Source organism: Bartonella sp. B10 (assembly GCF_053794435.1).
On sequence record NZ_CP200030.1, the window covers coordinates 729,675 to 752,862 of the forward strand.

Here is a 23,188-nt window from a genome sequence, read left to right on the forward strand (position 1 = left end):
ATACGATTCACCTATGCCATAAAATAATGTACCAGAATAATATGCGTCCAAATATATAAACATTACCTCTAAAGCTTTATAACGAAACTTCTCTATTATCATGAAGATGGACGTGTTATAATATAGATAGCCATTGATAGTAGTATAGCTGCAACAAATAGAACAAGCCATAAAACAGGATGTGCTATCACCAAAAATGATACAAAGCCACAAGCCATACTCACTATAATAAAAACTTTCATAAGTGGTAGGATGGCTCTTTTTTCCTCCCATGTTTTAATAAGCGGACCAAAAATTCGGTGATTACATAACCAACCATGAAAACGCGGTGATGAACGAGAAAAACACCATGATGCAGCTAATAAAAATGGCACAGTTGGCATAATAGGTAATATAAAACCTATAACCCCCAATACAACCATTGCCCAACCAATTATAGAATAACCAATACGCAAAGAGTGAGATACCTGAAAATATTTTTTCATCCTTTAGTGCCATTTCTATTTACGCAGAATTATTATACATCCCCCTATTTTTCATAAACTTTAATACACATCCACCACCCCAACAGTACCTCATCAGCAAAAGCATTGCTGATGACTGTTTTTTTAAAGCATAGAATAACCTAGTAATGTGACAATCATCCAAAATTTTTCAAGCAATCAAGACAAATTTTTAGGAAATCCCCCAAAAAGGCTGCAGAATAAATCAATGCAGCCTCTTAATCATGAATGCAGCATTGTGGGGGGGGAGAAAACAAAAAAACTGCACCCATTTGCCAGACACCTGGAGGAAAATAATCTAGCATTCTGTTGTTTAGTTAAAATACGCATGATAGACAATACATAAAAATGCATGTCTGATATGCATAAATATTGCACTTAAATTTCTTGAATCGTAATGCGCCTTAAGAAAATAAACATAAAAATAGCAATAAATATTAGCGTTAAAATCAACACAATTGTGGAAGCAGAATCAGATCCTATAAATAAACTTAAATAAATCCCTAAAAAACCAGAAATAGCTGCAGCAATCATGGCAACCACCAACATAAAAGAAAATCGCTTAGTAATAAGATAAGCAATCGTTCCCGGTGCTATCAATAAAGAAATAACTAAAACAATTCCAACAGCTTTCAAGGCTGCAACAATAGTAAGCGAAATCATTGTTAAAAGAATATAGTGGAGTAGTGATATTCGTAATCCCATTGCACGACCTTGAACTGGGTCAAAAATATATAACATAAAATCACGCCACTTTGCTCCTAAAATAAAGGTCACAGCAGCAGAAATTATTGCTGTTTGTGTAATATCAAGCCAGTTGATACCTAAGAGATTACCAAATAAAATATGATTCAAATCCACGCTGCTATAAATAGCTGTTGCCAAAACAAGTCCCAAACCAAACATAGACGAAAAAACAATACCCATAACCGTATCTTGCTTTATACGACTATTACTTCCCAAAAAACCCGTAACAATTGCACAAAACATACCTGCAACGAAAGCGCCGCAAGCAATCAAGGTCATCGTAACATTGGCTGGTACCAAATTCTGAAACCAAGTAAATGGCAAAGAAGATAAAAATGTTATTGCCCATGGTGTTGCCATATAACCAAGAACCACACCAGGAAAAACTGCATGGGAAATTGCATCCCCCAAAAGCGCCCACCCCTTTAAAATAAGAAAACAAGAAAGCATTGCCATTGGAACAGCAAGGATAATAACAATAATTATACCCTTAACTATAAAAGAAAACTGAAAAGGAAGAAGTAATTGATCCATCACGATATCATGACACCTTTTCTAGCTGCTTTTATACGTAAACGCACAGCAATGAAACCGTATTTAGGAGCAAAAATAAAAGCTAACATAAATATAAATGCCTGAAGAAGCACCACAACACCACCAGTTTGTGCATTCAAAAAATAGCTAACATAAACACCAAATATACTTGTGAATGTTCCAATCATAACAGCAATAATCAAAATATTTGAAAAACGATCACTTAAAAGATAGGCTGTTGCCCCTGGAGTCACAACGAGACAGATAACCAAAAACGCTCCAACTGTTTGCATAGCGGCAATAGTACAAGCTGCAAGTAATGTAAAAAAAAGGATCTTTAAGAACTTTACATTCAACCCAATAGCACACGCATGCGTCTCATCAAATAAAGAAATTAATAAATCTTTCCATTTCAAAAATAATACAAGCAAAGAAAAAAAACTAATAAAAGCCAACTGTAGAATATCTGATGAACTTACTGATAAAATGTTCCCAAGAACGATCGTATCAATATTAACAGCCATTGGTTTTAAAGATTTAAGAAATAATCCAAAAGCAAAAAATGAAGAAAAAATTAAACCAATAATAGCATCTTCTTTCAGTTTTGTTCGATGATTTAAAAAAAGCATCACTGCCGCTGCAAGCCCACCAGAAAAAAAAGCTCCAAGAGAGAAAGGTAAACCTAAAAGGTAAGCTCCTGCCACTCCCGGCACAATAGAATGGGAAAGTGCATCGCCAATCAGCGACCAACCTTTCAACATTAAAAAAGCAGAAAGAAAAGCACAAACACATCCAACTAATCCTGAAACCCACATCGCATTAACCATATATTGATAGCTCATGGGTTCAAGCAACCAAGAAATCATGTAACATGCTCCATATTTTTAGTATGATCAGGAACCAAAAGCTTTTCTCTTTTTATGAAAACATCACTTTTTTTTGTATCGTGAAGCTCAAAAATATGGTGATGTAAAGCACCACCAAAAGTCTTCTCAAGATTTTTTTGTGTAAAAACTATTTCTGTTAATCCAGCCGCTAAAATAGTTTCTTTTATTAAGATAGTATGATCACAAAATTCACGAACAGAGCTTAAATTGTGAGTAGAAACCAATATAATAGTGTCCTCTTTACGCAAATCTTGCAACAAAGAAATGATCTTATTTTCTGTTGTAATATCAACTCCTGTAAATGGCTCATCTAATAAGATAGCTTTCGCTTGCTGCGCAAGAGCGCGAGCAAGAAAAACACGCTTCTTTTGTCCACCAGAAAGTTCACCAATTTGGCGCTTAGCAAATGCCAGCATATCGACACGTTCTAATGCAAAATGAACAGCTTTGTAATCCTGCTTCCGTGCATAACGAAAGAAATTCATGTAACCATACCGACCCATTAGAACAACATCTTCAACAAGAACAGGAAAATTCCAATCAACATCTTCGCTCTGAGGCACATAAGCAACAAGATTTTGTTTCAAAGCCGCTTCAACTGGCAAACCAAAAATGCAAATTCTTCCCTTAGAAGGTCGTACAAATCCCATAATAGACTTAAATAATGTAGATTTGCCCGAACCATTAATGCCAATCAACGCCGTAATAGAGCCCGTCGGAATTTTAAAACTGACTTCACGTAAAGCTGTATGTCCATTACGATACGTTACAGTTACCCCTTGAGCAAATATTCCAGTTTCAATCATTAATTTTTTATTCCATCTGACAGAGCATTCGCAATCCGTGTACTTGTGACTCGTAATAAATCAATGTAGGTTGGTACCTCACCATTTTCCTCACTCAAAGAATCAACGTAAAGAACACCACCGTATTTAGCTCCTGTTTCCTTCGCAATCTGCTTAGCAGGCGCCGCAGAAACCGTACTTTCAGAAAAAACTGCTTGAATATGGTATTTTCTCACCATATCAATAACATGCTTAACTTGTTGTGGTGTTCCCTGCTGATCAGCATTAATTGGCCAAAGATAGAGTTCTTTTAGATCAAAATCACGAGCGAGATAACTGAATGCACCTTCACTAGTCACAAGCCAGCGCTTTTCTTCTGGCAATACTCCCAATTTAGCCCTTATTGGATCAATCATTGATCGAATTTTTTGCTTATAGATTTCAGCATTTTCTCTATAAGTAGCAGAATGCTCAGGATCATATTTTATAAAAGCATCACGAATATTATCAATATAAACCAAAGCTGAAACGGGAGACATCCAAGCATGAGGATTTGGTTCACCACTAAAAGGACCCTCACCAATTTTAATCGGCATAATACCTTCTGAAACAACGACGCTTGGAACATCCCTTATGTTTTGAAAAAATTTTTCAAACCAAAGCTCTAACCCCAACCCATTCCATAATATAAGATTTGCTCCCTGCGCACGCATAAGATCACGAGGCGTTGGCTGATATTCATGAATTTCAGCACCTGGTTTGGTGATTGATTCAACCTCAGCAACATTACCTGCAATATTCCGTGCCATATCAGCAATGACAGTAAAAGTCGTAACAGCCTTAAATTTGCTAGAACATAAAGCTAAATCAGATACAAAAAAAATAATACTCCCAAAAACTGCCGCAAAAAACATCTTTATATTCATATGTTCCCTCTTTATTGCTAATGATTTGCATTACCATTTAGAGATAGCAACTATCTTTTATTTTTGCAATAAAGGATTTTGACTAAAAGAATAATTTTTTAAGTTATTTTGAAATATATTTTTGCGCCTTAAAAAAGCTTTTAAAAAAATAACCTAATTTTAGAAACAACTTTTGCAAAAAACTTTATAAATTTTGAATATTTAAAAATTAAGGGAGTATTTAAGAATACTCCCTACTTCATAAAATAATTTAAGTATAATATACTCAACAGCGTAAACGCGCACCCGTCATTTTTGTAACACTTTTTACCACTTTCAAAGTAAGCTCTTCTAGATCCTCATCGGTTAAAGTCCGCTCAACAGGTTGAATAGAAATCTCAATTGCAATAGATTTTTTATCTTCGCCAAGCGCTGAATCTTCAAAAATATCAAAAACCTGTACTGAATGAATAAGCTTTTTATCCGCTCCACTCGCAGCACGGATAATCAAAGAGGATGCTATCGTTTTATCAACGACAAACGCGAAATCACGTCGCACCATTTGAAAAGGTAATAATTTCAAAGGAGAACGACTTTTTATTGTCTTTTTCTTTGATTCTGGAATCCGATCAAGAAAAATTTCAAATCCACATAAAGGACCGCCAACATCTAATTCCTCTAATGTTGCAGGATGAAAAGCACCAAAAAAACCAAGAATCACCTTTGATCCAAGCTTCATAACACCCGAACGACCTGGATGATACCAATTAGGTGCCCCAGTTTCAATTTGCACCTTGCCAATATCTACACCGCACGCTTCTAAAACAGCCAATGCATCTGCTTTAGCATCAAAGACATCAACAGCTACAACATTACCATTCCAAAAGCGTCCTGCTCCCTCAAATCGTTCTGTTCCACGACGAACACCACCAACAACACGTTGCTGTTTATCGGGTGTATCATCTTCATAGATACTGGAAACTTCAAACAAAGCAATATCTGGAAAACCACGATCAGCATTCCTCTGTGCTGCCATAAGCAAACCAGGCAAAAGAGAAGGACGCATTACTGACATATCCGCAGTAATAGGATTTACCAATTTCAGCTGTGCCTGACCTCCTCCAAAAGCAAATGCCTGATTTTCAGAAATAAAGGACCACATTACAACTTCCTTCATACCACGACACACTAAAGCTAAACGAGCAGTACGTGAACGAATTTGCGCACATGTTAAAACTTGACTCCTTCTTTCTGCACTATTTTTTAATGGGATAGGTTTAATTTTATCCAATCCATAAACCCTCATAACCTCTTCCACTAAATCAGCTTTACCAGCAATATCATGACGCCATGTTGGTACTTTAACTGTAGCTACATCTCCTTCATCTTCAACGCAAAATCCAAGCTGTGTCAAAATAGTAATTGCTTGTTCACGTTCTATTTCTAAATGTGTTAAACGTTTAATTTCAGAAAAAGGAAAGGTAATCTGTTTGATTGCTGGCTTCTGATAACCAACGATCTTCGTCTTTGATACCTTACCACCACAAAAACGTAAGACAAACTCTTTTGCAATCTTAAGCCCTGTTTCCATAAAATCAGGGTCAACACCCCGTTCAAATCGATAACGTGCATCACTAATAATTCCTAATACACGACCTGTCTGTGCAATGCTTTGTGCATCCCAAAGTGCTGATTCAATAATAACGCGACGTGTCGTCTCATCACAGCTTGTTCTTTCACCACCAATAATACCAGCAATCGCAACGATCCCCTCTTCATCTGCAATAATGCAATCTTTGCTCCCCAAATTATAGATTTTTCCATTAAGTGCCTGAAGGCATTCACCTTCACGACCACGACGTACAATTAAACTCCCCCTAATCTTATCTGCATCAAAAACATGAAGTGGGCGACCAAGGTCAAAAGTTATATAATTGGTTATATCAACCAAAGCGTTCACTGGTCTCAAACCAATTGCACTTAAACGCTGTTGCATCCACTGTGGCGACGCGCCATTTTTCACATCACGAATCTCACACCAAGCAAACCCTGTGCATAAGGATCTATCTCGTGAAAAATCCAGAGAAACTTGAACCGTAGGTTCAAAAAAAATAGCAAACTGTGGTAACGATAATTCCTTTAATTGCCCAATTCCAGTAGCAGCCAAATCACGAGCAATTCCACGAACACCTGCACAATCAGAACGATTAGGTGTCAAACCAATATCAATTACAGGATCATTTAAACCCGCGTAAGCTGCAAATTCAACTCCAATAGGTGCATCTTTTGGTAATTCTATAATCCCGTGATGCTCGTCTGATAACTCAAGCTCCGCTTGTGAACACATCATCCCAAAACTTTCAACACCACGAATTTTGCCTACAGATAATGTTACATCAAGTCCGGGCACATAAGTACCTGGCAACGCAAGAACACCAACAAGCCCAACACATGCATTTTGTGCCCCACATACAACTTGTACAGGTGTGCCAGATCCCATATCAACCGATAAAACTTGTAATTTATCTGCATTAGGATGTTTAATTGCTGTTAAAATCTTTGCTATAATAAAACCTTTTAAAGAAGAACGGTCATCAACATGCTCAACCTCAAGGCCAATAGCTGTTAGTTTATCGCAAATCTCATTCAAAGATGCATCTGTTTCTAAGTGATCTTTCAACCAAGATAGTGTAAATTTCATTCTAAAACCTCACATAAAGACTGTGATAAGATCACACATTGCTTAAACCAGAAAAAAAAGCAGGCATATCAAAGTAACGAAAACCATAATGATCTAACCAACGCAAATCAGCATCAAAAAAAGCACGCAAATCAGGCATGCCGTATTTTAACATGGCAATACGATCAATGCCCATTCCCCATGCAAAACCCTGATATTCATCAGGATCTAAACCAACATTTTTCAATACATTAGGATGTACCATTCCACATCCCAAGATTTCTAGCCAATCACATCCTTCCCCAAACCTGACTTCTGAACCAGAACGATCACACTGGATATCTACTTCCATAGACGGCTCAGTAAAAGGAAAAAAAGATGGACGAAAACGCATATTCACAGAAGGAACTTCAAAAAAATCTTTACAAAAAGTTTCATGAACCCACATCATGTGTGCAATGGTGGAAACCTTATCAATAACAAGACCTTCTATTTGATGAAACATTGGCGAATGGGTAGCATCCGAATCCATACGATAAGTTTTTCCAGGTATGATAATGCGTATGGGTGCCTGTTTCTTTTCCATCGTACGAATTTGTACGGGTGATGTATGGGTACGCAATAATTTTCGCTCTCCCATTTTATCAGTATCAAAAAAAAAGGTATCATGCATTTCGCGAGCTGGATGATCTTTAGGAAAATTCAATGCAGTGAAATTATAATAATCTGTTTCAATATCTGGTCCCTCAGCAAGAGAAAACCCCATATTCATATAAATAGCTGTAATTTCTTCAATCACCTGTGAGATAGGATGAATACGGCCTCGTTCTATAGGTGAAGAACGAACAGGCAAAGTTACATCTACAGTCTCTCTAGAAAGGCGCTCATCTATTGCCTGACGCTTGAGAATATCACGCTTTTGCGCCCATAATTCTAAAACACGATTTTTTAGTCCATTAAGAGCCGAGCCAACCTTATGACGCTCTTCAGCATTCATCTTTCCTAATGCTTTTAATTTTTCAGAAATACTACCCTTTTTTCCCAAAGCTGCAACACGCACTGCTTCAAGTGCCTGTTCGTCACTGGCAGCTTCTAAAGCTAAACAAATATCCTGTTCTAAACGCTCAATATCGCTCATATTTTCTGCCTATTTTTGAATAAAAAAAAACCCGCACTAGAAATAACCAGTACGGGATCCCGAATAAATAAATGCTTTAAGAGAACACAACTGGCTTACTTGACAGCGCCTTCAAAAGCATTAGGCGTTGTATCTTTCAAATACTCCAAAGCCTTCTTTGCAGAAGCAACCAAAGCAGAAAATGTTGCAGACTCGTGAACTGCTATATCGGAAAGAATTTTACGATCAACCTCAATACCGGCTTTCGATAAGCCATCAATAAAACGCCCATAAGTCAAGCCTTCTGCGCGAACAGCTGCATTAATCCTCTGAATCCACAAAGCACGAAAAGTGCGTTTCCTATTTTTACGATCACGATAAGCATACTGCTTTGAACGATCAACAGCCGCTTTAGCTGCACGGATAGTGTTTTTACGCCTACCGTAAAAACCCTCAGCCTGTTTAAGGACTTTTTTGTGCTTAGCATGAGCCGTAACACCTCTTTTTACACGCGCCATGTCACTATCTCCTAAAAATCAAAATGCAAAACTTAAAGGCTATTAGGTAAATAACACTGAACAACTTTTTTAGCATCTTGCTCAGCCAAAATCATCATCCCACGCGCATCACGAATAAATTTATTCGAACGTTTAATCATGCCGTGACGTTTGCCTGCAGCTGCTGCCTTTACCATACCTGACGCAGTAATTTTGAACCGCTTTTTAGCGGATGATTTGGTCTTCATCTTGGGCATTTTGCTACTCCATATCTCTAGATTCAATCAAGCTGACCAAAGCCTGAACAAGCACCTGAACAGCCACGGCATGCCCTGCCGGACGGTTCCAACAATGTTTTCATAAGCTAGTATACACAAAATAGCAAGACTGTATCAAAAAAAAATCGGTGCTCCATTGCCTTGGATTTCTACCAAAGGTGCTGGAATTGCATTTGTTTTGATGGATGCTTTACATAAATCAGCAATAATGCACTGTACGCATTGTGCTTTACGTGCTTGACAAACATAGCGACCATGTAAAACAAGCCAATGATGAACGTGACGAAGATAATGGGATGGTACAATCTTGAGCAAATTTTCTTCAACCATCTCTGGTGTTTTGCCAGGTGCTAAACCAAGACGATTTCCAAGGCGAAAAATATGCGTATCTACTGCAATAGTAGGCTTGCCAAAAGCAATATTCAAAACAACATTAGCAGTTTTTCGCCCCACACCAGGAAGTGACATAAGCGCCTCAAGATCATTAGGTACTTTACTACCATAATGATCAATTAAAAATCTGCAAAGCGCGTAAATATTGCGAGATTTCGCACGCCAAAGACCAATTGTACGAATATGACGTGCAATTTCTTCTTCTCCCAATTTAACCATTTTTGCCGGTTTATCCGCAAGGCGAAATAATTCTTTTGTAGCTTTATTAACGCTAACATCTGTAGCTTGGGCTGAAAGAACAACCGCAACTAAAAGAGTAAAAGTATTTGTATAAATGAGATCACTTTTGGGAGTGGGACGTTGAATAGAAAAACGGCGAAATATCTCTGCAATTTCATCTTCTCTATATAATATTTCAGAAACTCTTTGTGCATTTAATAATTTTATTGTTTTCTGAATCATTTAACTCTCCCATCTTCTCCCTTGAAGTTCCCACTAATGCTCGCCATATTGAGAAAAACACAGCAAACGCTTTTTCGAGATTTGATCAAATAGCCGCTTTGAAGAGGATACGCACTAATGACATATGTGACGCCTTTCTCCAATCCCCTTCTTTTAGGATTTGAAGCAGTAGAGAAAATATTGCAACGTATTGGTAAAGCTGATGAAGCATATCCAAGCTATAACATTGAACGTTTACATAAAAATGATGACGCAAACCATATTCGTATAACCTTGGCCGTTGCTGGATTTAAGGTCAATAACCTCAGCATCTTACTAAACGATAATCAACTTATCATTCATGGTAAACAAACAGATAGCCAAAATCACCAATATTTATATCGTGGGATAGCTGCACGCCAATTTCAACGCACCTTTGTTCTTGCTGAAGGAATGCACGTAACAAATGCCGAGTTGAAAAATGGTCTCTTATCGATTAACCTATACAAACCCAAATCAAAGAAACAAATGAAGCAGATTCCTATCAAAGTCAAGACATAAAGGAACAATGAAATGGAAGAGTATAAACAAAACTTGTTATTGCAGGACATGACTTACTCTGATGCAGGAAAGGTTGCCTATTTAAAGAAAGTTTGCACAGATGACCTAGCTAAAAACTTTCCAGATCTTCCACCAATGACCCCAGGTATTACAATATGGGCACTTTTTGGTGAAACAGGTTATCCAATTATTTTATCCGATGAGCGCTCTATTGCTCTTGCTGGAGCTGACGATCATGAATTACAAATTGTAACTTTACACTAGACCACCTAACAAAAAATAATCAGAATATCGTCATAAACTCTGCTGGCTGTGCTTAATAGAACATAACAGTAAATATCTTCCTATATGGATAAATCGAAGAAAATTTAGGCGTCAGGGTGTTGTGACTGTTTTCAATCGAAAAGGTGCAGCTATTCTTTGACTTAAGATATATCTATATACCATAAACCTTTTGAAGTAATAGCGTTTATTCTTTTTACTTTTTTATACAAAGAATATTCGTTGATTCCTGTTATTTTATGTATGCTCATTATCAATTTTCCATACTATCGGTTCCGTATTTTGTTTTCTACAAAAGCTTCTATATTCCTACATACATAGAAAAAATCTTTATAGTCTAGATTTACCCAATCTGCATAACCCCAAAAACTACACCCACAAATTCAAATTGTAAAAAATTATACCATAAAGCTAATTCCACGATATATCTTATCCAATTTAGATTATATGTGTTCATCATTATTCTTAACGACGCCCACATGTCTTTAATTGCTGTTCATAGCGTTTAGACATTACTGCCATACGCTGTGCTGCTTTTGTAATGGATATTGTTGCATGACCCCTGTTACGCGCATAAGCGCTATGACCCATATGATAGTTTAAATAAAGGCTATAGGCATCATCAAACCTAACACCATTACGTTGAACACTTTGACGATGATACCAAGCAACAAAATCAGCAGCATCTGCAAAATTGGTACGCTTTGCAAAAGATTTTCCTGTAGAGCGAAGATACATCGCCCATGTACTGTCCAGTGCTTGAGAATAACCATACGCTGTCGACCTATGCTTCCATGGAATAAAACCAAGCAATTTTGTACGTGGAGGACGTGCATCACGACGAAAACTTGATTCCATATTAATGGTTGCAAGAATGATAGGCATAGGAATTCCATGACGCATTTCTGCGCTTTTGGAAGCCTTCTCCCAATTATCAAAAAAACCATCTTTTTGAGCCAAAACAGCACAAGCATTATCTGTGTACATGGGAGGAGTTGTCGCGCATCCTCCTAAAAAAAACACCAATGCTCCCAAAAACAAAAGGTGTCGCATATTTTCTATTCCTTTCATTGGGAAATACACAAGCCATAGGTACTAAAAAATTATTACCAATCAATAAAAGATTGGCTTAAACTTATTGCACAGAGAGGCTTACTTATTCCTCATCATCAACAAAACACACTGTTTGTGACTGAGTTTGTGGTTAGACAGAATCCTCCATCTGCGTTGAGATAGAATCGTTTAATTCGAAGGCCTCAATACGACTGGCACGTTTCATAATTTTAGAGGATGATACTAAAATTGCTTCAATATCTTCACCCACTTTGTAAAAATGCTTCTGCAAAGCACGAATACGTGCATCCATTCGTTCAAAATCTTCCATAAATTTTGCTATTTCCAACTGAATTAAATGCGCTTGTTCGCGCATACGAGCGTCCTTAATAATTGTTTGTACAACTTGGACAGACAACATCAATAAAGATGGCGATACAATAATTACGTGCGCTCGGTTAGCTTTTTGCACAACCGACTCAAAATTTTCATAGATGGTTGCAAAAATCGACTCTGATGGCACAAAAAGGAAAGCTATATCATGTGTTTCCCCAGGAATCAAATATTTTTGTACAATATCACGAATATGGATCTCCATATCTGTACGAAATTGTCGTTCTGCCTCTTGACGTTCTTGAGATGATGATGCTTTACGTATCATATTCCAAGCTTCAAGAGGAAATTTCGCATCAACAACAAGAGAGGGTGCTTTATTAGGCATATGAATGAGACAATCTGGTCGCTTTCCATTTGAAAGAGTTGCTTGAAAAACGTAAGAATTAGCTGGCAAAGCATCAGCAATAATTGCTTCCATACGTCCCTGACCAAAAATACCTCGGGTTTGCTTATTACTAAGAATGTCCTGTAGCTGAACCACTTGTCCTGTAAGAGACTGAATATTATTTTGCGCTGCATCAATCACCGCTAACCGTTCTTGTAAACGAGTCAAATTTTCATAAGTAGATTTAGTTTGCACTTGGAGAGTTTGATTCACATTGCTTGTCATCACATTAAGCTGCTCACGAATAGACTGGTTTAATTCAGCTTGCCTTTGACCAAAAATCTCTACTATTGCTTGCATACGCCCTTGCATTTCGGCTTGCGTTTTCAATAATGTTGCCATCTGCGTTTGCGCTTCACAAGCACGTTCAGCTATTTCATTTTCTAAAAGTGCCTTTTTTCGATTAAACTGAATCAGTATAAAAAATACTAAACCAACCAGTAAAAGCAAAACTATCAGTTTAGCAAAAGAATCGCCCAAAAGTATGTCAACTTTTTGCAAAGATGATAAAGGATCTATTCTTTGTTTTTCTAACCAATCATCCATTATTGCTCATCCAAATAAAGAAAAAACGAATCAAAAATGCAAATAATATAATGATCTTATCGTAAAAAAGCGCGAGAATCTGTTATTCAATGTTGACCCATAACAAACCATTGATTAGTCTGCACTTATGTCAATTAAAACGTTAATTACATTACCTGATCAAATTTTACGACAAGTGTCTAAACCAGTAGAGCAGATTGATTCAACTATTCAAAAGCTCGCTGATGATATGTTGGATACGATGTATAGTGCTCAAGGAATTGGCTTAGCCGCCATTCAAATTGGCGTACCAGTACGTATGCTGGTCATTGATATTGCTGAAAAAAATACTCCTAAAGATCCACTTATTGTTATTAATCCGGAAATTTTATGGCTCTCGGATGAACGCAGTATTTTTAACGAAGGCTGCCTTTCCATTCCTGAGTATTACGCAGAAGTTGAGCGTCCTAAATGCCTACGCGTTCGCTATAGAAATCACGAAGGACAACAAACAGAAATGGAAGCAGATAATCTCTTGGCAACTTGTTTACAACACGAAATTGATCATTTAAATGGCCAACTTTTTATTGATCATATTTCAAAAATTAAGCGCGATATGGTGATACGAAAATTTAAAAAACGTGCAAAAGAAAAAACCGTGAAGGAAGCAATTTTATAATGGCATTACGGTTAAGCTTCATGGGAACTCCTGATTTTTCTGTGCCTATTTTACAGGCTTTGTTGGACGCAGGACATGATATTGTAGCAGTTTATAGTCAACCTCCTCGCCCAGCAGGGCGCCGTGGTCTTAAACTTATCCCTTCACCTGTTCACAATGCAGCAAAAGAAAAATCAATTCCTGTTTTTACTCCTCAAACTCTCAAAACAGCTGAAGAACAAGCCCACTTTACAGCACTCTCCATTGACGTTGCTATTGTCGTAGCCTACGGATTACTTTTACCGAAAACCATTCTTGCAACACCTCGCTTTGGTTGTTTTAATGTGCATGCATCATTATTGCCACGCTGGCGCGGTGCCGCACCTATACAGCGTGCGATAATGGCTGGTGATCAAGAAACAGGCATAATGATAATAAAAATGGATGAAGGGCTAGATACAGGACCAATTGCTCTATCCCAATCTACCCGCATAACCGATAATACTACAACCGCCGAACTTGCAGATACACTTTCACATATGGGAGCAAAACTTATCGTGAAAGCTTTATCAGCTCTTGAAAAAGGCCAGCTTAAGCTCACTCCGCAACCACTAGAAGGAATTACCTACGCCTCAAAAATCAAAAAAGAAGAAACTCAAATTGATTGGACACAATCAGCGACATGTATTCATAGGAACATCCGTGCTCTCTCTCCTTTTCCTGGTTGCTGGTGTGAAATGATTATAGGAGGAAAACAACAGAGAGTAAAAATTCTTGGAAGTCGTTTAGCAACAGGGCGCTCGCTAGAAATTGGTCGAATAGAACCAGATAGTATGATTATCCATTGTGGACAGGGACGCCTTGAAATAACCCATCTTCAAAGGTCTGGTGGAAAAATTCTTGATAGCTCAACATTTTTACACGGATCTAATATTTCTGCTGTCTTTTGATATGCCACGTTTTAAACTCACTATTGAATATGATGGTTCAAATTACGCGGGATGGCAACGTCAAGAAAATCTTCATACTATACAAGGTGCCATTGAACAGGCTATTTTTCGCTTTAGCGGCCAAAAACTAACCGTTATGACTGCCGGCAGAACTGATGCGGGTGTGCATGCCACAGGACAAGTCGCTCACATTGATTTTGAAAAAAACTGGCATACCCATACTATACGCGATGCGATCAATGCCCATTTACAACAGCAAGGTGAAAACATTTCTATCTTAAATGTACAAAATGTTCCCGAGAGCTTTCACGCACGTTTCTGTGCAACTAAGCGCCATTATCTTTTTAAAATTCTCAATCGCCGCTCACCACCAGCTCTAAATATCAAACGTGTATGGTGGCTACCAAAACCCCTCAATGCCGAAGCTATGCACGAAGCTGCGCAAAAACTCGTAGGACGGCATGATTTTACCACTTTCCGATCGATTCACTGCCAAGCTAAAAGCCCCATTCGTACTCTTGAACGCTTAGATGTACAAAAAAAAGGTGAAGAAATTCTCCTTTATGCACAAGCTCGTTCTTTTCTTCATCATCAGATCCGTTCATTTGTAGGAAGTCTCATGGAAGTTGGTATTGGGCGCTGGACAGTACAAGATCTTGAAGCAGCTCTCCATGCCAAAGATCGTATACGCTGTGGTATGGTCGCCCCCCCCTCAGGACTATACTTAACAAAAGTTGATTACTAACTGTGTCCGATAAAAGTTGCTTCCTAAAAAGTTATTGAGCGAGTCTATAGAAGGAACGAATGTTCTCAAAAGCTTCCGCAGCTGTGTTAACAAATATCATAAGAGAAAGATCAGAAGGAGAAATTGTACCTTGCGCGGATAAATATTCAAAATTGATCACTTTGCTCCAAAATTCCTCGCCAAACATGAAAATCGGAACACGCTTCATACGCCCCGTTTGAATTAAAGTTAATGCCTCAAACAACTCATCTAGAGTACCAAACCCTCCAGGAAAAATAGCTAATGCTTTTGCTCGCATTAAAAAATGCATTTTTCGCATCCCCAAATAATGAAAATTAAAACACAAATGTGGAGTCACATAAGGATTAGGCGCTTGCTCATGAGGTAAAACAACATTCAAACCAATCGTTGGTGCACCAACATCAACAGCACCGCGATTTCCGGCTTCCATTACTCCAGGACCTCCCCCAGTGACAACCACAAATTCGCGATACTCAGTTGTAGCAGAATAGCATGAGCACAAACGCGCAAATTCTCTTGCTTCACTGTAATAATGCGACATAGCATGCAAATTTTTCTTTTGGGTTTCATTTTTTGCTGCCCATGCTTCTTTACCAGGTTCAGGAATACGCGCACCACCAAATAAAACGACTGTCGATTGAATACCATTTTCTTTAAGTATTATTTCCGGTTTTAAAAATTCTAGACCAATGCGTTGTGAGCGTAATTCAGAACGCATCATAAAATCCTGATCAATATAAGCTAAACGGTAAGTAGGTGAGTGCACCTGTGATACATTGGAAACTTTATATACCTGCTGTATTGCTTCACTTTTATGAAAACATGAGCCCTCACTCTTTTTTTCTTTTTTCATTTTTCTTATACCCTTTCCTATACGCTTCCTGTATGCTAATCGTTTTATTGACTGAAAACATTTCTTCACGTAAGTTGTGATAGAATAAATCTTGAAGCTTTCAACCTGTTTAACAGAATTTTAAATATGACCGATCTTGCGCAACTTGAAATAATTATTGAAAAAGCCTTCAATAACCACGATTCCATCAATACCACGACAAAAGGCGAAATCCGTGACAGTGTTGAACATGTATTAAACCTTCTCGATCAAGGTAAAGTGCGCGTTGCTACACGGAAAAAAGACGGGCAATGGTATGTACACCAATGGTTGAAAAAGGCTGTTCTTCTCTCCTTTCGCCTTAATTCTATGCATATTATTCCAGGTGGAGCAAACAAAACATATTGGTGGGATAAAATACCTTCAAAATTTTCAGGTTGGCAAGAAGATGATTTTAAAAACGCTGATTTCCGTTCGGTTCCTGGAGCAATTGTGCGCCATTCTGCCTATATCGCGCCAAATGTTATATTAATGCCCTCCTTTGTAAATCTTGGAGCTTTTATTGATGAAGGAACAATGGTTGATGCATGGGCTACCGTTGGTTCATGTGCACAAATTGGTAAACATGTGCATCTTTCTGGTGGTGTCGGAATTGGAGGCGTTTTAGAACCACTACAAGCAAATCCAACAATTATTGAAGATCATTGTTTTATAGGTGCACGCTCTGAAATCGTTGAAGGTTGTATTATCCGTGAAGGTGCCGTTTTAAGCATGGGAGTTTTTATTGGAAAATCAACAAAAATTATCGACCGGACAACAGGAGAAATTTTTATAGGTGAAGTACCAGCATACTCTGTTGTTGTACCAGGATCACTTCCTGGAAAGCAATTACCAAATGGCGAACAAGGTCCTAGTCTTTATTGTGCCGTTATTGTCAAACGAGTCGACCAAAAAACACGAGAAAAAACATCAATTAATGATCTGTTGAGAAACTAAAAAGTATTTTTTAAGAATCTTAATTGATAAACAAAATGTACAAAGTAGGTTGACTAGTAAAAAACATCTCTCTTTTCTTGTTATTTGCTCATTTTGAGCGCCTGAATAAAAGCAGATTGCGGAATTTCTACCTTTCCAAATTGCCGCATTCTTTTTTTGCCCTCTTTTTGTTTTTCTAAAAGTTTGCGCTTACGCGTAACATCGCCTCCGTAACATTTAGCTGTTACATCTTTACGCAAAGCACGAATTGTCTCACGAGCAATAATTTTACCACCAATCGCTGCCTGAACCGGAATCTGAAACATATGTTGAGGAATAAGATCTTTTAATTTTTCACACATAGAGCGCCCACGCCTTTCTGCTATGCTGCGATGCACAAGAATTGACAAAGCATCAATACATTCTCCATTAACTAAAATAGACATTTTAACTAAATCACCCTCAGAATATTCAGTCATTTGATAATCAAAGGAAGCATATCCCTTAGAAATTGACTTTAAACGGTCATAAAAATCGAAAATAACTTCATTTAAAGGCAAATTATATGTCACCATAGCACGTGTCCCAACATAGGACAAACTAACCTGCACTCCGCGCCGTTCTTGACAAAGCTCTAGGATAGCTCCAAGATAATTATCAGGTGTCATAATTGTTGCCCGAATCCATGGTTCTTCAATGGAAGAAATTTTTACAACATCTGGCATATCTGATGGGTTGTGCAACTCCTTAACAGAACCATCATTCATATTCACACGATAAACAACAGAAGGTGCTGTTGCAATTAAATCTAAATTAAATTCACGCTCTAACCGTTCCTGAATAATTTCAAGATGAAGAAGCCCTAAAAAACCACAACGAAAACCAAAACCTAAGGCAGCTGATGTTTCCATTTCAAAGGAAAAGCTAGCATCATTCAAACGCAATTTTCCCATAGCTGCGCGTAAATCTTCAAAATTGGCTGCATCAACTGGGAACAGTCCACAAAAAACAACTGGTTGAGCAGGTTTAAAACCAGACAACGCATCTTCACAAGAGCGGCGTTCTTCAGTAATAGTATCCCCAACCCGTGTATCAGCAACTTCTTTGATAGAAGCTGTTATAAAACCTATTTCCCCTGGTCCTAACTCATCAACCTGAATCATTTTTGGGGTAAATACCCCAACTCGCTCCACTGGATATTTCGCTCCTGTACCCATCATACGGATGGTTTGGCCTTTTTTTAATACACCATCAATTACGCGCACCAAAACAATAACACCAAGATAAGCATCATACCAACTGTCAACTAACATTGCCTTTAATGGCTTGGTAATATCACCAGTGTGCGGAGGTGGCAATTGTGTTACAATCGCTTCCAAAACATCAGAAACTCCCAAACCTGTTTTCGCTGATATTTCTACTGCCTGAGATGTATCAATACCAATTACATCTTCAATTTGTTCTTTAACACGCTCAGGTTCCGATGCTGGAAGATCAATTTTATTGAGTACAACAACTAACTCATGAGAGTTATCAATAGCTTGATAAACATTTGCTAATGTTTGCGCTTCCACACCTTGGCTCGCATCTACTACCAGCAATGAACCTTCACAAGCTGCCAATGAACGCGACACTTCATAAGCAAAATCAACATGACCCGGTGTATCAATAAGATTTAAGATATAGGTCTCACCATCATTTGCTTTATAGCACAAACGGACTGTTTGTGCTTTAATTGTAATCCCACGTTCACGCTCAATATCCATAGAATCCAGAACTTGTTCTTTCATCTCCCGTGTCTCAAGGCCACCAGTTATCTGGATGAGGCGATCAGCCAGAGTTGACTTCCCGTGATCTATGTGAGCTACAATAGAAAAATTACGTATGTTATTGCGATCTACAGTCATACAGCGCGATTTAGCAAAGAATAACACAAAACGCAAAGACCAATTATACACTTTTGACAATCTGTAACAGAATAAAGGTCGGTTATTCCCGAAGAAATCGCTTCTCATAACCTATAAAAAAATGAAAATTATATATCATCAACCAAGCAAAATACTTTATAAAGTGATTAAATATTCTCTTATTTTTCTCATCTCAGCTTAAATTATCACCAACGCCCTTATTTTCTATAATATCAAAAATTGCATACAGCTTAATCTCTTAGACCTACACTCTGTGCTTCCTTTTCACTTGTATACCACAACCTACTCTACCAACTTAAAAAAAAACATTAATTGACTACCTTGAAGATTAAAATCTTTAAAGCATATCTTATCCTCTCTAAAAAGAATCATAAATATGGATAACCCCAACAAACAGCTCCCATTTCAGAAGAACTATCATTAAAATTATTGTTGCTGAGGAAGTAAATTAGTCGCGTCTTTGAATAAATTTATCTTTCTTACGCCATTGTGAAGGCTGCAATTCAGACACGATAATCCCAATCAAAATAAACAAACCACCTAATAACGCTAAAGGAGATAAATACTCTCCAGCCACACGCCCAACAATACCAGCCCATACAGGCTCACCCGCGTAAATGATTGCTGCACGAGTAGGTGAAACGGATTTTTGTGCCCAATTCATAGTCCATTGGATCACTGCGCTCATAAACGCCAATCCCATACCAATATTCAACCATACCCATGAAAATGCAGGCATACTTTCCCCGACCAAAGGCATACAACAAAATGAAAAAAGGCCAGCAAAAAATAACTGTACAATCGTAATGCGACGACTATCAACCTTATTAGCAAAAAGCCCAATTAAAATAATCTCTCCAGCAATAGCCAAAGCACCTAACAAAGTAAGAATTTCACCTTTTGAGAAATCAATACCTTTTCCTCCTCCTCCGGAAACAAACATAAGTCCAGTAAAAGCAAAAATAATACCAATCCAACTAGTAAAACGAGATGGCTTTTTAAAAATAATCCACTGCAATATTGGAACCATTGGTACATACAGTGCCGTAATAAAAGCCGATTGACTACTAATGATAGTCTGAAGTCCTGATGCTTGCAAAGCATTACCAAGAAACATGCCAATACCAATAGCCATACCAGCAAAAATTTCATAAACAGTTAGACCTTTCATAGAGCGCCAAAAAATTGCTCCACACAAAAATGATGCAACGATAAAACGAAATCCTACAAAAAAGAAAGGACCACTATAACGTACCGCGATATGGATTACTAAAAATGTAATTCCCCAAAGTATTGTCACAGAAAATAACGCAAATTCCTGTTTGCTGAATAAAGGGCGCTTCAACTGTGTGATTCCAGCCATAAAAGTTTTATCCTTTAATTGATCTTATATATTTTTAGGAAACAATAAGTGTCCCAACTCCATGTTCAGTAAATAATTCAAGCAAAACAGAATGGGGAGTTTTCCCATTCAAAATAACCACACCTTCTACACCATTTCGAAGAGCATTAATGCATGTTTCTACCTTTGGAATCATACCTGCTGAAATCGTTCCATTCTTGATGAGGCTTTCAGCTTCAGAAATTGTTAATTCCTTTAAAACTTTACCATCTTTATCCAAAACCCCAGGAACATCAGTTAAAAACAAAAGGCGTTTGGCTTCTAAAGCACCAGCAATAGCTCCAGCAAAAATATCAGCATTAATATTATAGGTTTTTCCGTCGCGACCAGGCGCAACAGGAGCAATAACTGGAATCATCTCAGAACAAGCCAGAAGATCCAGTAATGTACGATCAATTTCCACAGGCTCACCAACAAATCCTAAATCTAAAACACGCTCAATATTTGAATCAGGATCAATTACAGTCTTATAAGCTTTTTCAGCAAAAACCATATTGCCATCTTTTCCGCACAATCCTATTGCCCACTCACCTTCAGCATTAATAAGAGCAACAATTTCCTTATTTATGGATCCTGCCAAAACCATTTCAACAACTTCAACAATTCGCTCATCAGTTACACGCAAACCATTTTCAAATCGCGACTCAATCCCCATTTTCATTAAAATATCAGCAATTTGAGGACCACCACCATGTACCACGATGGGATTAATACCTGATTGTTTTAACAGAGCAATATCACGCGCAAATGCACGACCTAAAGTAGGATCTCCCATAGCGTGACCGCCATATTTTACGACAACTGTTTCATTTTCATATTTTTGCATATAAGGCAGAGCAGATGATAAAAATGCTGCTTGTTTCTCAAAAACACCTGCAGCCGCTTTCCCAATATCATCCATAAAAAGAGCCTCCTCATTACTTTTCATCATCTCTTAATGAAATTTAGGAAAAGTGAAAAAATTCTACTCTATCCATTCTCTAGTAAAATCTCCAATAAAATATCGTGTATATACAAAATATTGAAATTCGTTAATGCTCTCTATAAACAGCATCAAACGCAATTTACCAAACAAAATATCTTAAAGCATTGAACAAAAATCCTGCTCAACACTACGAAAAATACTTTTATACTCATCCATTTTTGTATTTAATAAAGCAACATTAAATCAATCAAGTCAAAACTTAAACAGCAAATTAATTACAACGTTTGATGCAGGATAAATTTGTAATTGATAGTAAAAACGCACAAAACTCCAGAGATAAAAAATACAATAGCTAGTCATATCAAACTATAATACAAATGTTATGAAGAAATTCAAAATAGACATTTTAAAGTAAAATTTACCTGTATAGCCATAAAAAGAAGAATGCGAACTAATCAACACACCTATTAACGGAAAGGTGAATTAAAATTAGACTAAAGCGAATAGGAACTCTCATTTTTAAAACGTTAACCATTTCAATGCTTTTGATAAAATAGAAAATTTAATTAAATAATATGTTAAGCGTTCCATCTTCGTACTTGTCCATTAATTTTGACCAGAAATATTTTCAAAAAACTCTTTCATACGCGCAAAAAAGCCATGTGATTGTGGTGAATTTTCATGATTTGAAAGCTTCTCAAACTCTTGTAACAACTCACGCTGCTCTTTTGTTAATTTTTGCGGTGTTTCAATAGTGATATGGATATAAAGATCACCCCTATCTTGTTTACGCAACATAGGCATTCCTTTGCCCTTAAGGCGAAATTGGCACCCATTTTGGGTACCTTCTGGCACTCTAACACGTGCCTTAACACCATCAAGGTCAGAAACCTCAAACTCACCTCCTAAAGCCGCAGTAACCATTGAAATAGGAACATGACAATGAAGATCTGCCCCTTCTCGCTGAAAAAATTCATGTGGTTTGATGGAAAGAAAAATATAAAGGTCACCACTAGGGCCACCACGAATACCCGCATCACCTTCACCAGAAAGACGAACACGTGTACCATCTTCAATACCAGCTGGAATATTAACACTTAACGAACGAATTTTTTCTACTCGTCTTGTTCCATTACACTTCGGGCATGGATCTTTAATTATTTCACCGCGCCCATGACATATAGGACAGGTTCGCTCAATAGAAAAGAATCCTTGTGCAGCACGCACACGACCAGATCCATGGCAGGTTCCACAAGCTTGTGGCTTAGATCCTTTTTTTGCACCAGATCCCTCACAAGAATCACAAACAACAGAACTTGGAATATTAATTTCCGCGGTTTTTCCTGAAAATGCTTCTTCTAAAGACACTTCCATATTATAACTTAAATCTGCACCACGCTCACGACCATCACTACGCTTGCGATGCCCACCGCCCATAATTTCACCAAAAAAATCTTCAAAAATATCAGCAAAACCACCACCAGTGGCAAAATTACCAAATGGATTTGCTCCTTCTCGGCCATTATTTTCAAAAGCTGCATGGCCAAAGCGATCGTAAGCTGCCCGCTTTTGAGGGTCTTTGAGAATTTCATAAGCTTCGCCAATTTCTTTGAATTTCCGCTCCGCCTCTTTATCACCTGCATTACGATCAGGATGATATTGCATCGCCAACTTACGAAAAGCAGATTTCAGCTTTTTATCATCACATTCACGTGTTACGCCAAGAATTTCATAATAATCAACCTTCATCATGTATTCCTGATAATTTTTTGCTATCCATCTC

At 37.7% G+C, this 23,188-nt stretch carries 23 protein-coding genes; 6 read left to right on the top strand and 17 right to left on the bottom strand.

Annotated elements, in window-relative coordinates; translation table 11 throughout:
* Nucleotides 1-98: 98 nt before the first annotated feature.
* From V3565_RS03020 to nth, 10 genes are all read right to left on the bottom strand, one after another.
* Nucleotides 99-485 (bottom strand): YbaN family protein, encoded by a 387-nt coding sequence (locus V3565_RS03020; RefSeq protein WP_455478829.1) that lies wholly within the window; start codon nucleotides 483-485, stop codon nucleotides 99-101.
* Between the two features lie 396 nt (nucleotides 486-881).
* Nucleotides 882-1,787, bottom strand: a complete 906-nt coding sequence (locus V3565_RS03025; protein ID WP_455478830.1) for a metal ABC transporter permease — start codon at nucleotides 1,785-1,787, stop codon at nucleotides 882-884.
* A complete protein-coding gene (locus V3565_RS03030; protein WP_455478831.1) occupies nucleotides 1,784-2,650 on the bottom strand; it encodes a metal ABC transporter permease in 867 nt (288 codons plus the stop codon). The genes V3565_RS03025 and V3565_RS03030 overlap by 4 nt, the downstream gene beginning before the upstream one ends.
* Nucleotides 2,647-3,477 carry a manganese/iron ABC transporter ATP-binding protein gene (locus V3565_RS03035; protein ID WP_455478832.1) on the bottom strand — a complete coding sequence of 277 codons (831 nt, stop codon included), beginning with the start codon at nucleotides 3,475-3,477 and terminating at the stop codon, nucleotides 2,647-2,649. Before V3565_RS03035 ends, V3565_RS03030 begins: the two co-directional genes overlap by 4 nt.
* Entirely contained in the window at nucleotides 3,477-4,382 is a 906-nt protein-coding gene (locus tag V3565_RS03040) for a metal ABC transporter substrate-binding protein (RefSeq protein ID WP_455478833.1), read from the bottom strand. Before V3565_RS03040 ends, V3565_RS03035 begins: the two co-directional genes overlap by 1 nt.
* Nucleotides 4,383-4,647: 265 nt before the next feature.
* Nucleotides 4,648-7,062 carry a phenylalanine--tRNA ligase subunit beta gene (gene pheT, locus V3565_RS03045; RefSeq protein ID WP_455478834.1) on the bottom strand — a complete coding sequence of 805 codons (2,415 nt, stop codon included), beginning with the start codon at nucleotides 7,060-7,062 and terminating at the stop codon, nucleotides 4,648-4,650.
* A 31-nt stretch (nucleotides 7,063-7,093) separates the two neighbouring features.
* The gene (gene pheS / locus V3565_RS03050; protein ID WP_455478835.1) at nucleotides 7,094-8,179 is read right to left on the bottom strand and encodes a phenylalanine--tRNA ligase subunit alpha; all 1,086 of its coding nucleotides are present in this window, start codon (nucleotides 8,177-8,179) and stop codon (nucleotides 7,094-7,096) included.
* 95 nt (nucleotides 8,180-8,274) lie between these two features.
* Nucleotides 8,275-8,676 carry a 50S ribosomal protein L20 gene (rplT, locus tag V3565_RS03055; protein ID WP_455478836.1) on the bottom strand — a complete coding sequence of 134 codons (402 nt, stop codon included), beginning with the start codon at nucleotides 8,674-8,676 and terminating at the stop codon, nucleotides 8,275-8,277.
* Between the two features lie 32 nt (nucleotides 8,677-8,708).
* A complete protein-coding gene (gene rpmI, locus V3565_RS03060) occupies nucleotides 8,709-8,912 on the bottom strand; it encodes a 50S ribosomal protein L35 (RefSeq protein ID WP_455478837.1) in 204 nt (67 codons plus the stop codon).
* 135 nt (nucleotides 8,913-9,047) lie between these two features.
* The gene (gene nth / locus V3565_RS03065; protein ID WP_455478838.1) at nucleotides 9,048-9,788 is read right to left on the bottom strand and encodes an endonuclease III; all 741 of its coding nucleotides are present in this window, start codon (nucleotides 9,786-9,788) and stop codon (nucleotides 9,048-9,050) included.
* Between the two features lie 117 nt (nucleotides 9,789-9,905).
* On the opposite strand from nth, the gene V3565_RS03070 reads away from it, so the two are divergent.
* A complete protein-coding gene (locus V3565_RS03070; RefSeq protein ID WP_455478839.1) occupies nucleotides 9,906-10,328 on the top strand; it encodes an Hsp20 family protein in 423 nt (140 codons plus the stop codon).
* Between the two features lie 12 nt (nucleotides 10,329-10,340).
* The gene (locus tag V3565_RS03075) at nucleotides 10,341-10,592 is read left to right on the top strand and encodes a BQ00720 family protein (RefSeq protein ID WP_455478840.1); all 252 of its coding nucleotides are present in this window, start codon (nucleotides 10,341-10,343) and stop codon (nucleotides 10,590-10,592) included.
* 483 nt (nucleotides 10,593-11,075) lie between these two features.
* Here the strand turns inward: V3565_RS03075 and V3565_RS03080 are convergent, their stop codons facing one another.
* Both V3565_RS03080 and V3565_RS03085 read right to left on the bottom strand, forming a co-directional pair.
* Nucleotides 11,076-11,663: a transglycosylase SLT domain-containing protein gene (locus V3565_RS03080; RefSeq protein WP_455478841.1), complete on the bottom strand. Its 588-nt coding sequence runs from the start codon at nucleotides 11,661-11,663 to the stop codon at nucleotides 11,076-11,078.
* Nucleotides 11,664-11,814: 151 nt separating this feature from the next.
* Nucleotides 11,815-12,990, bottom strand: a complete 1,176-nt coding sequence (locus tag V3565_RS03085) for a DNA recombination protein RmuC (protein WP_455478842.1) — start codon at nucleotides 12,988-12,990, stop codon at nucleotides 11,815-11,817.
* Nucleotides 12,991-13,117: 127 nt separating this feature from the next.
* On the opposite strand from V3565_RS03085, the gene def reads away from it, so the two are divergent.
* Genes def through truA form a run of 3 tightly spaced genes read left to right on the top strand, consistent with a single transcriptional unit; the run spans nucleotide 13,118 to nucleotide 15,322 of the window.
* Entirely contained in the window at nucleotides 13,118-13,648 is a 531-nt protein-coding gene (gene def / locus V3565_RS03090; protein WP_455478843.1) for a peptide deformylase, read from the top strand.
* The gene (gene fmt, locus V3565_RS03095; RefSeq protein WP_455478844.1) at nucleotides 13,648-14,577 is read left to right on the top strand and encodes a methionyl-tRNA formyltransferase; all 930 of its coding nucleotides are present in this window, start codon (nucleotides 13,648-13,650) and stop codon (nucleotides 14,575-14,577) included. The genes def and fmt overlap by 1 nt, the downstream gene beginning before the upstream one ends.
* Before the next feature lies 1 nt (nucleotide 14,578).
* Entirely contained in the window at nucleotides 14,579-15,322 is a 744-nt protein-coding gene (gene truA / locus V3565_RS03100) for a tRNA pseudouridine(38-40) synthase TruA (protein ID WP_455478845.1), read from the top strand.
* A gap of 31 nt (nucleotides 15,323-15,353) precedes the next feature.
* Here truA and V3565_RS03105 read toward each other — a convergent pair whose 3' ends face one another.
* Nucleotides 15,354-16,196 (bottom strand): LOG family protein, encoded by an 843-nt coding sequence (locus tag V3565_RS03105; RefSeq protein ID WP_455478846.1) that lies wholly within the window; start codon nucleotides 16,194-16,196, stop codon nucleotides 15,354-15,356.
* 126 nt (nucleotides 16,197-16,322) lie between these two features.
* Between V3565_RS03105 and dapD the strand changes: the two genes are divergently transcribed.
* Nucleotides 16,323-17,171 (top strand): 2,3,4,5-tetrahydropyridine-2,6-dicarboxylate N-succinyltransferase, encoded by an 849-nt coding sequence (dapD, locus tag V3565_RS03110; RefSeq protein ID WP_455478847.1) that lies wholly within the window; start codon nucleotides 16,323-16,325, stop codon nucleotides 17,169-17,171.
* Nucleotides 17,172-17,251: 80 nt separating this feature from the next.
* Here dapD and lepA read toward each other — a convergent pair whose 3' ends face one another.
* The 4 genes from lepA to dnaJ form a co-directional block, all read right to left on the bottom strand.
* Complete coding sequence (lepA, locus tag V3565_RS03115; protein ID WP_455478848.1) at nucleotides 17,252-19,057, bottom strand: translation elongation factor 4; 1,806 nt, start codon at nucleotides 19,055-19,057, stop codon at nucleotides 17,252-17,254.
* A 469-nt stretch (nucleotides 19,058-19,526) separates the two neighbouring features.
* Nucleotides 19,527-20,441: a DMT family transporter gene (locus V3565_RS03120; protein WP_455478849.1), complete on the bottom strand. Its 915-nt coding sequence runs from the start codon at nucleotides 20,439-20,441 to the stop codon at nucleotides 19,527-19,529.
* 34 nt (nucleotides 20,442-20,475) lie between these two features.
* On the bottom strand, nucleotides 20,476-21,381 hold the full coding sequence (gene argB / locus V3565_RS03125; protein WP_455478850.1) for an acetylglutamate kinase: 906 nt from the start codon (nucleotides 21,379-21,381) through the stop codon (nucleotides 20,476-20,478).
* 630 nt (nucleotides 21,382-22,011) lie between these two features.
* On the bottom strand, nucleotides 22,012-23,154 hold the full coding sequence (gene dnaJ / locus V3565_RS03130; RefSeq protein ID WP_455478855.1) for a molecular chaperone DnaJ: 1,143 nt from the start codon (nucleotides 23,152-23,154) through the stop codon (nucleotides 22,012-22,014).
* Nucleotides 23,155-23,188: the final 34 nt, after the last annotated feature.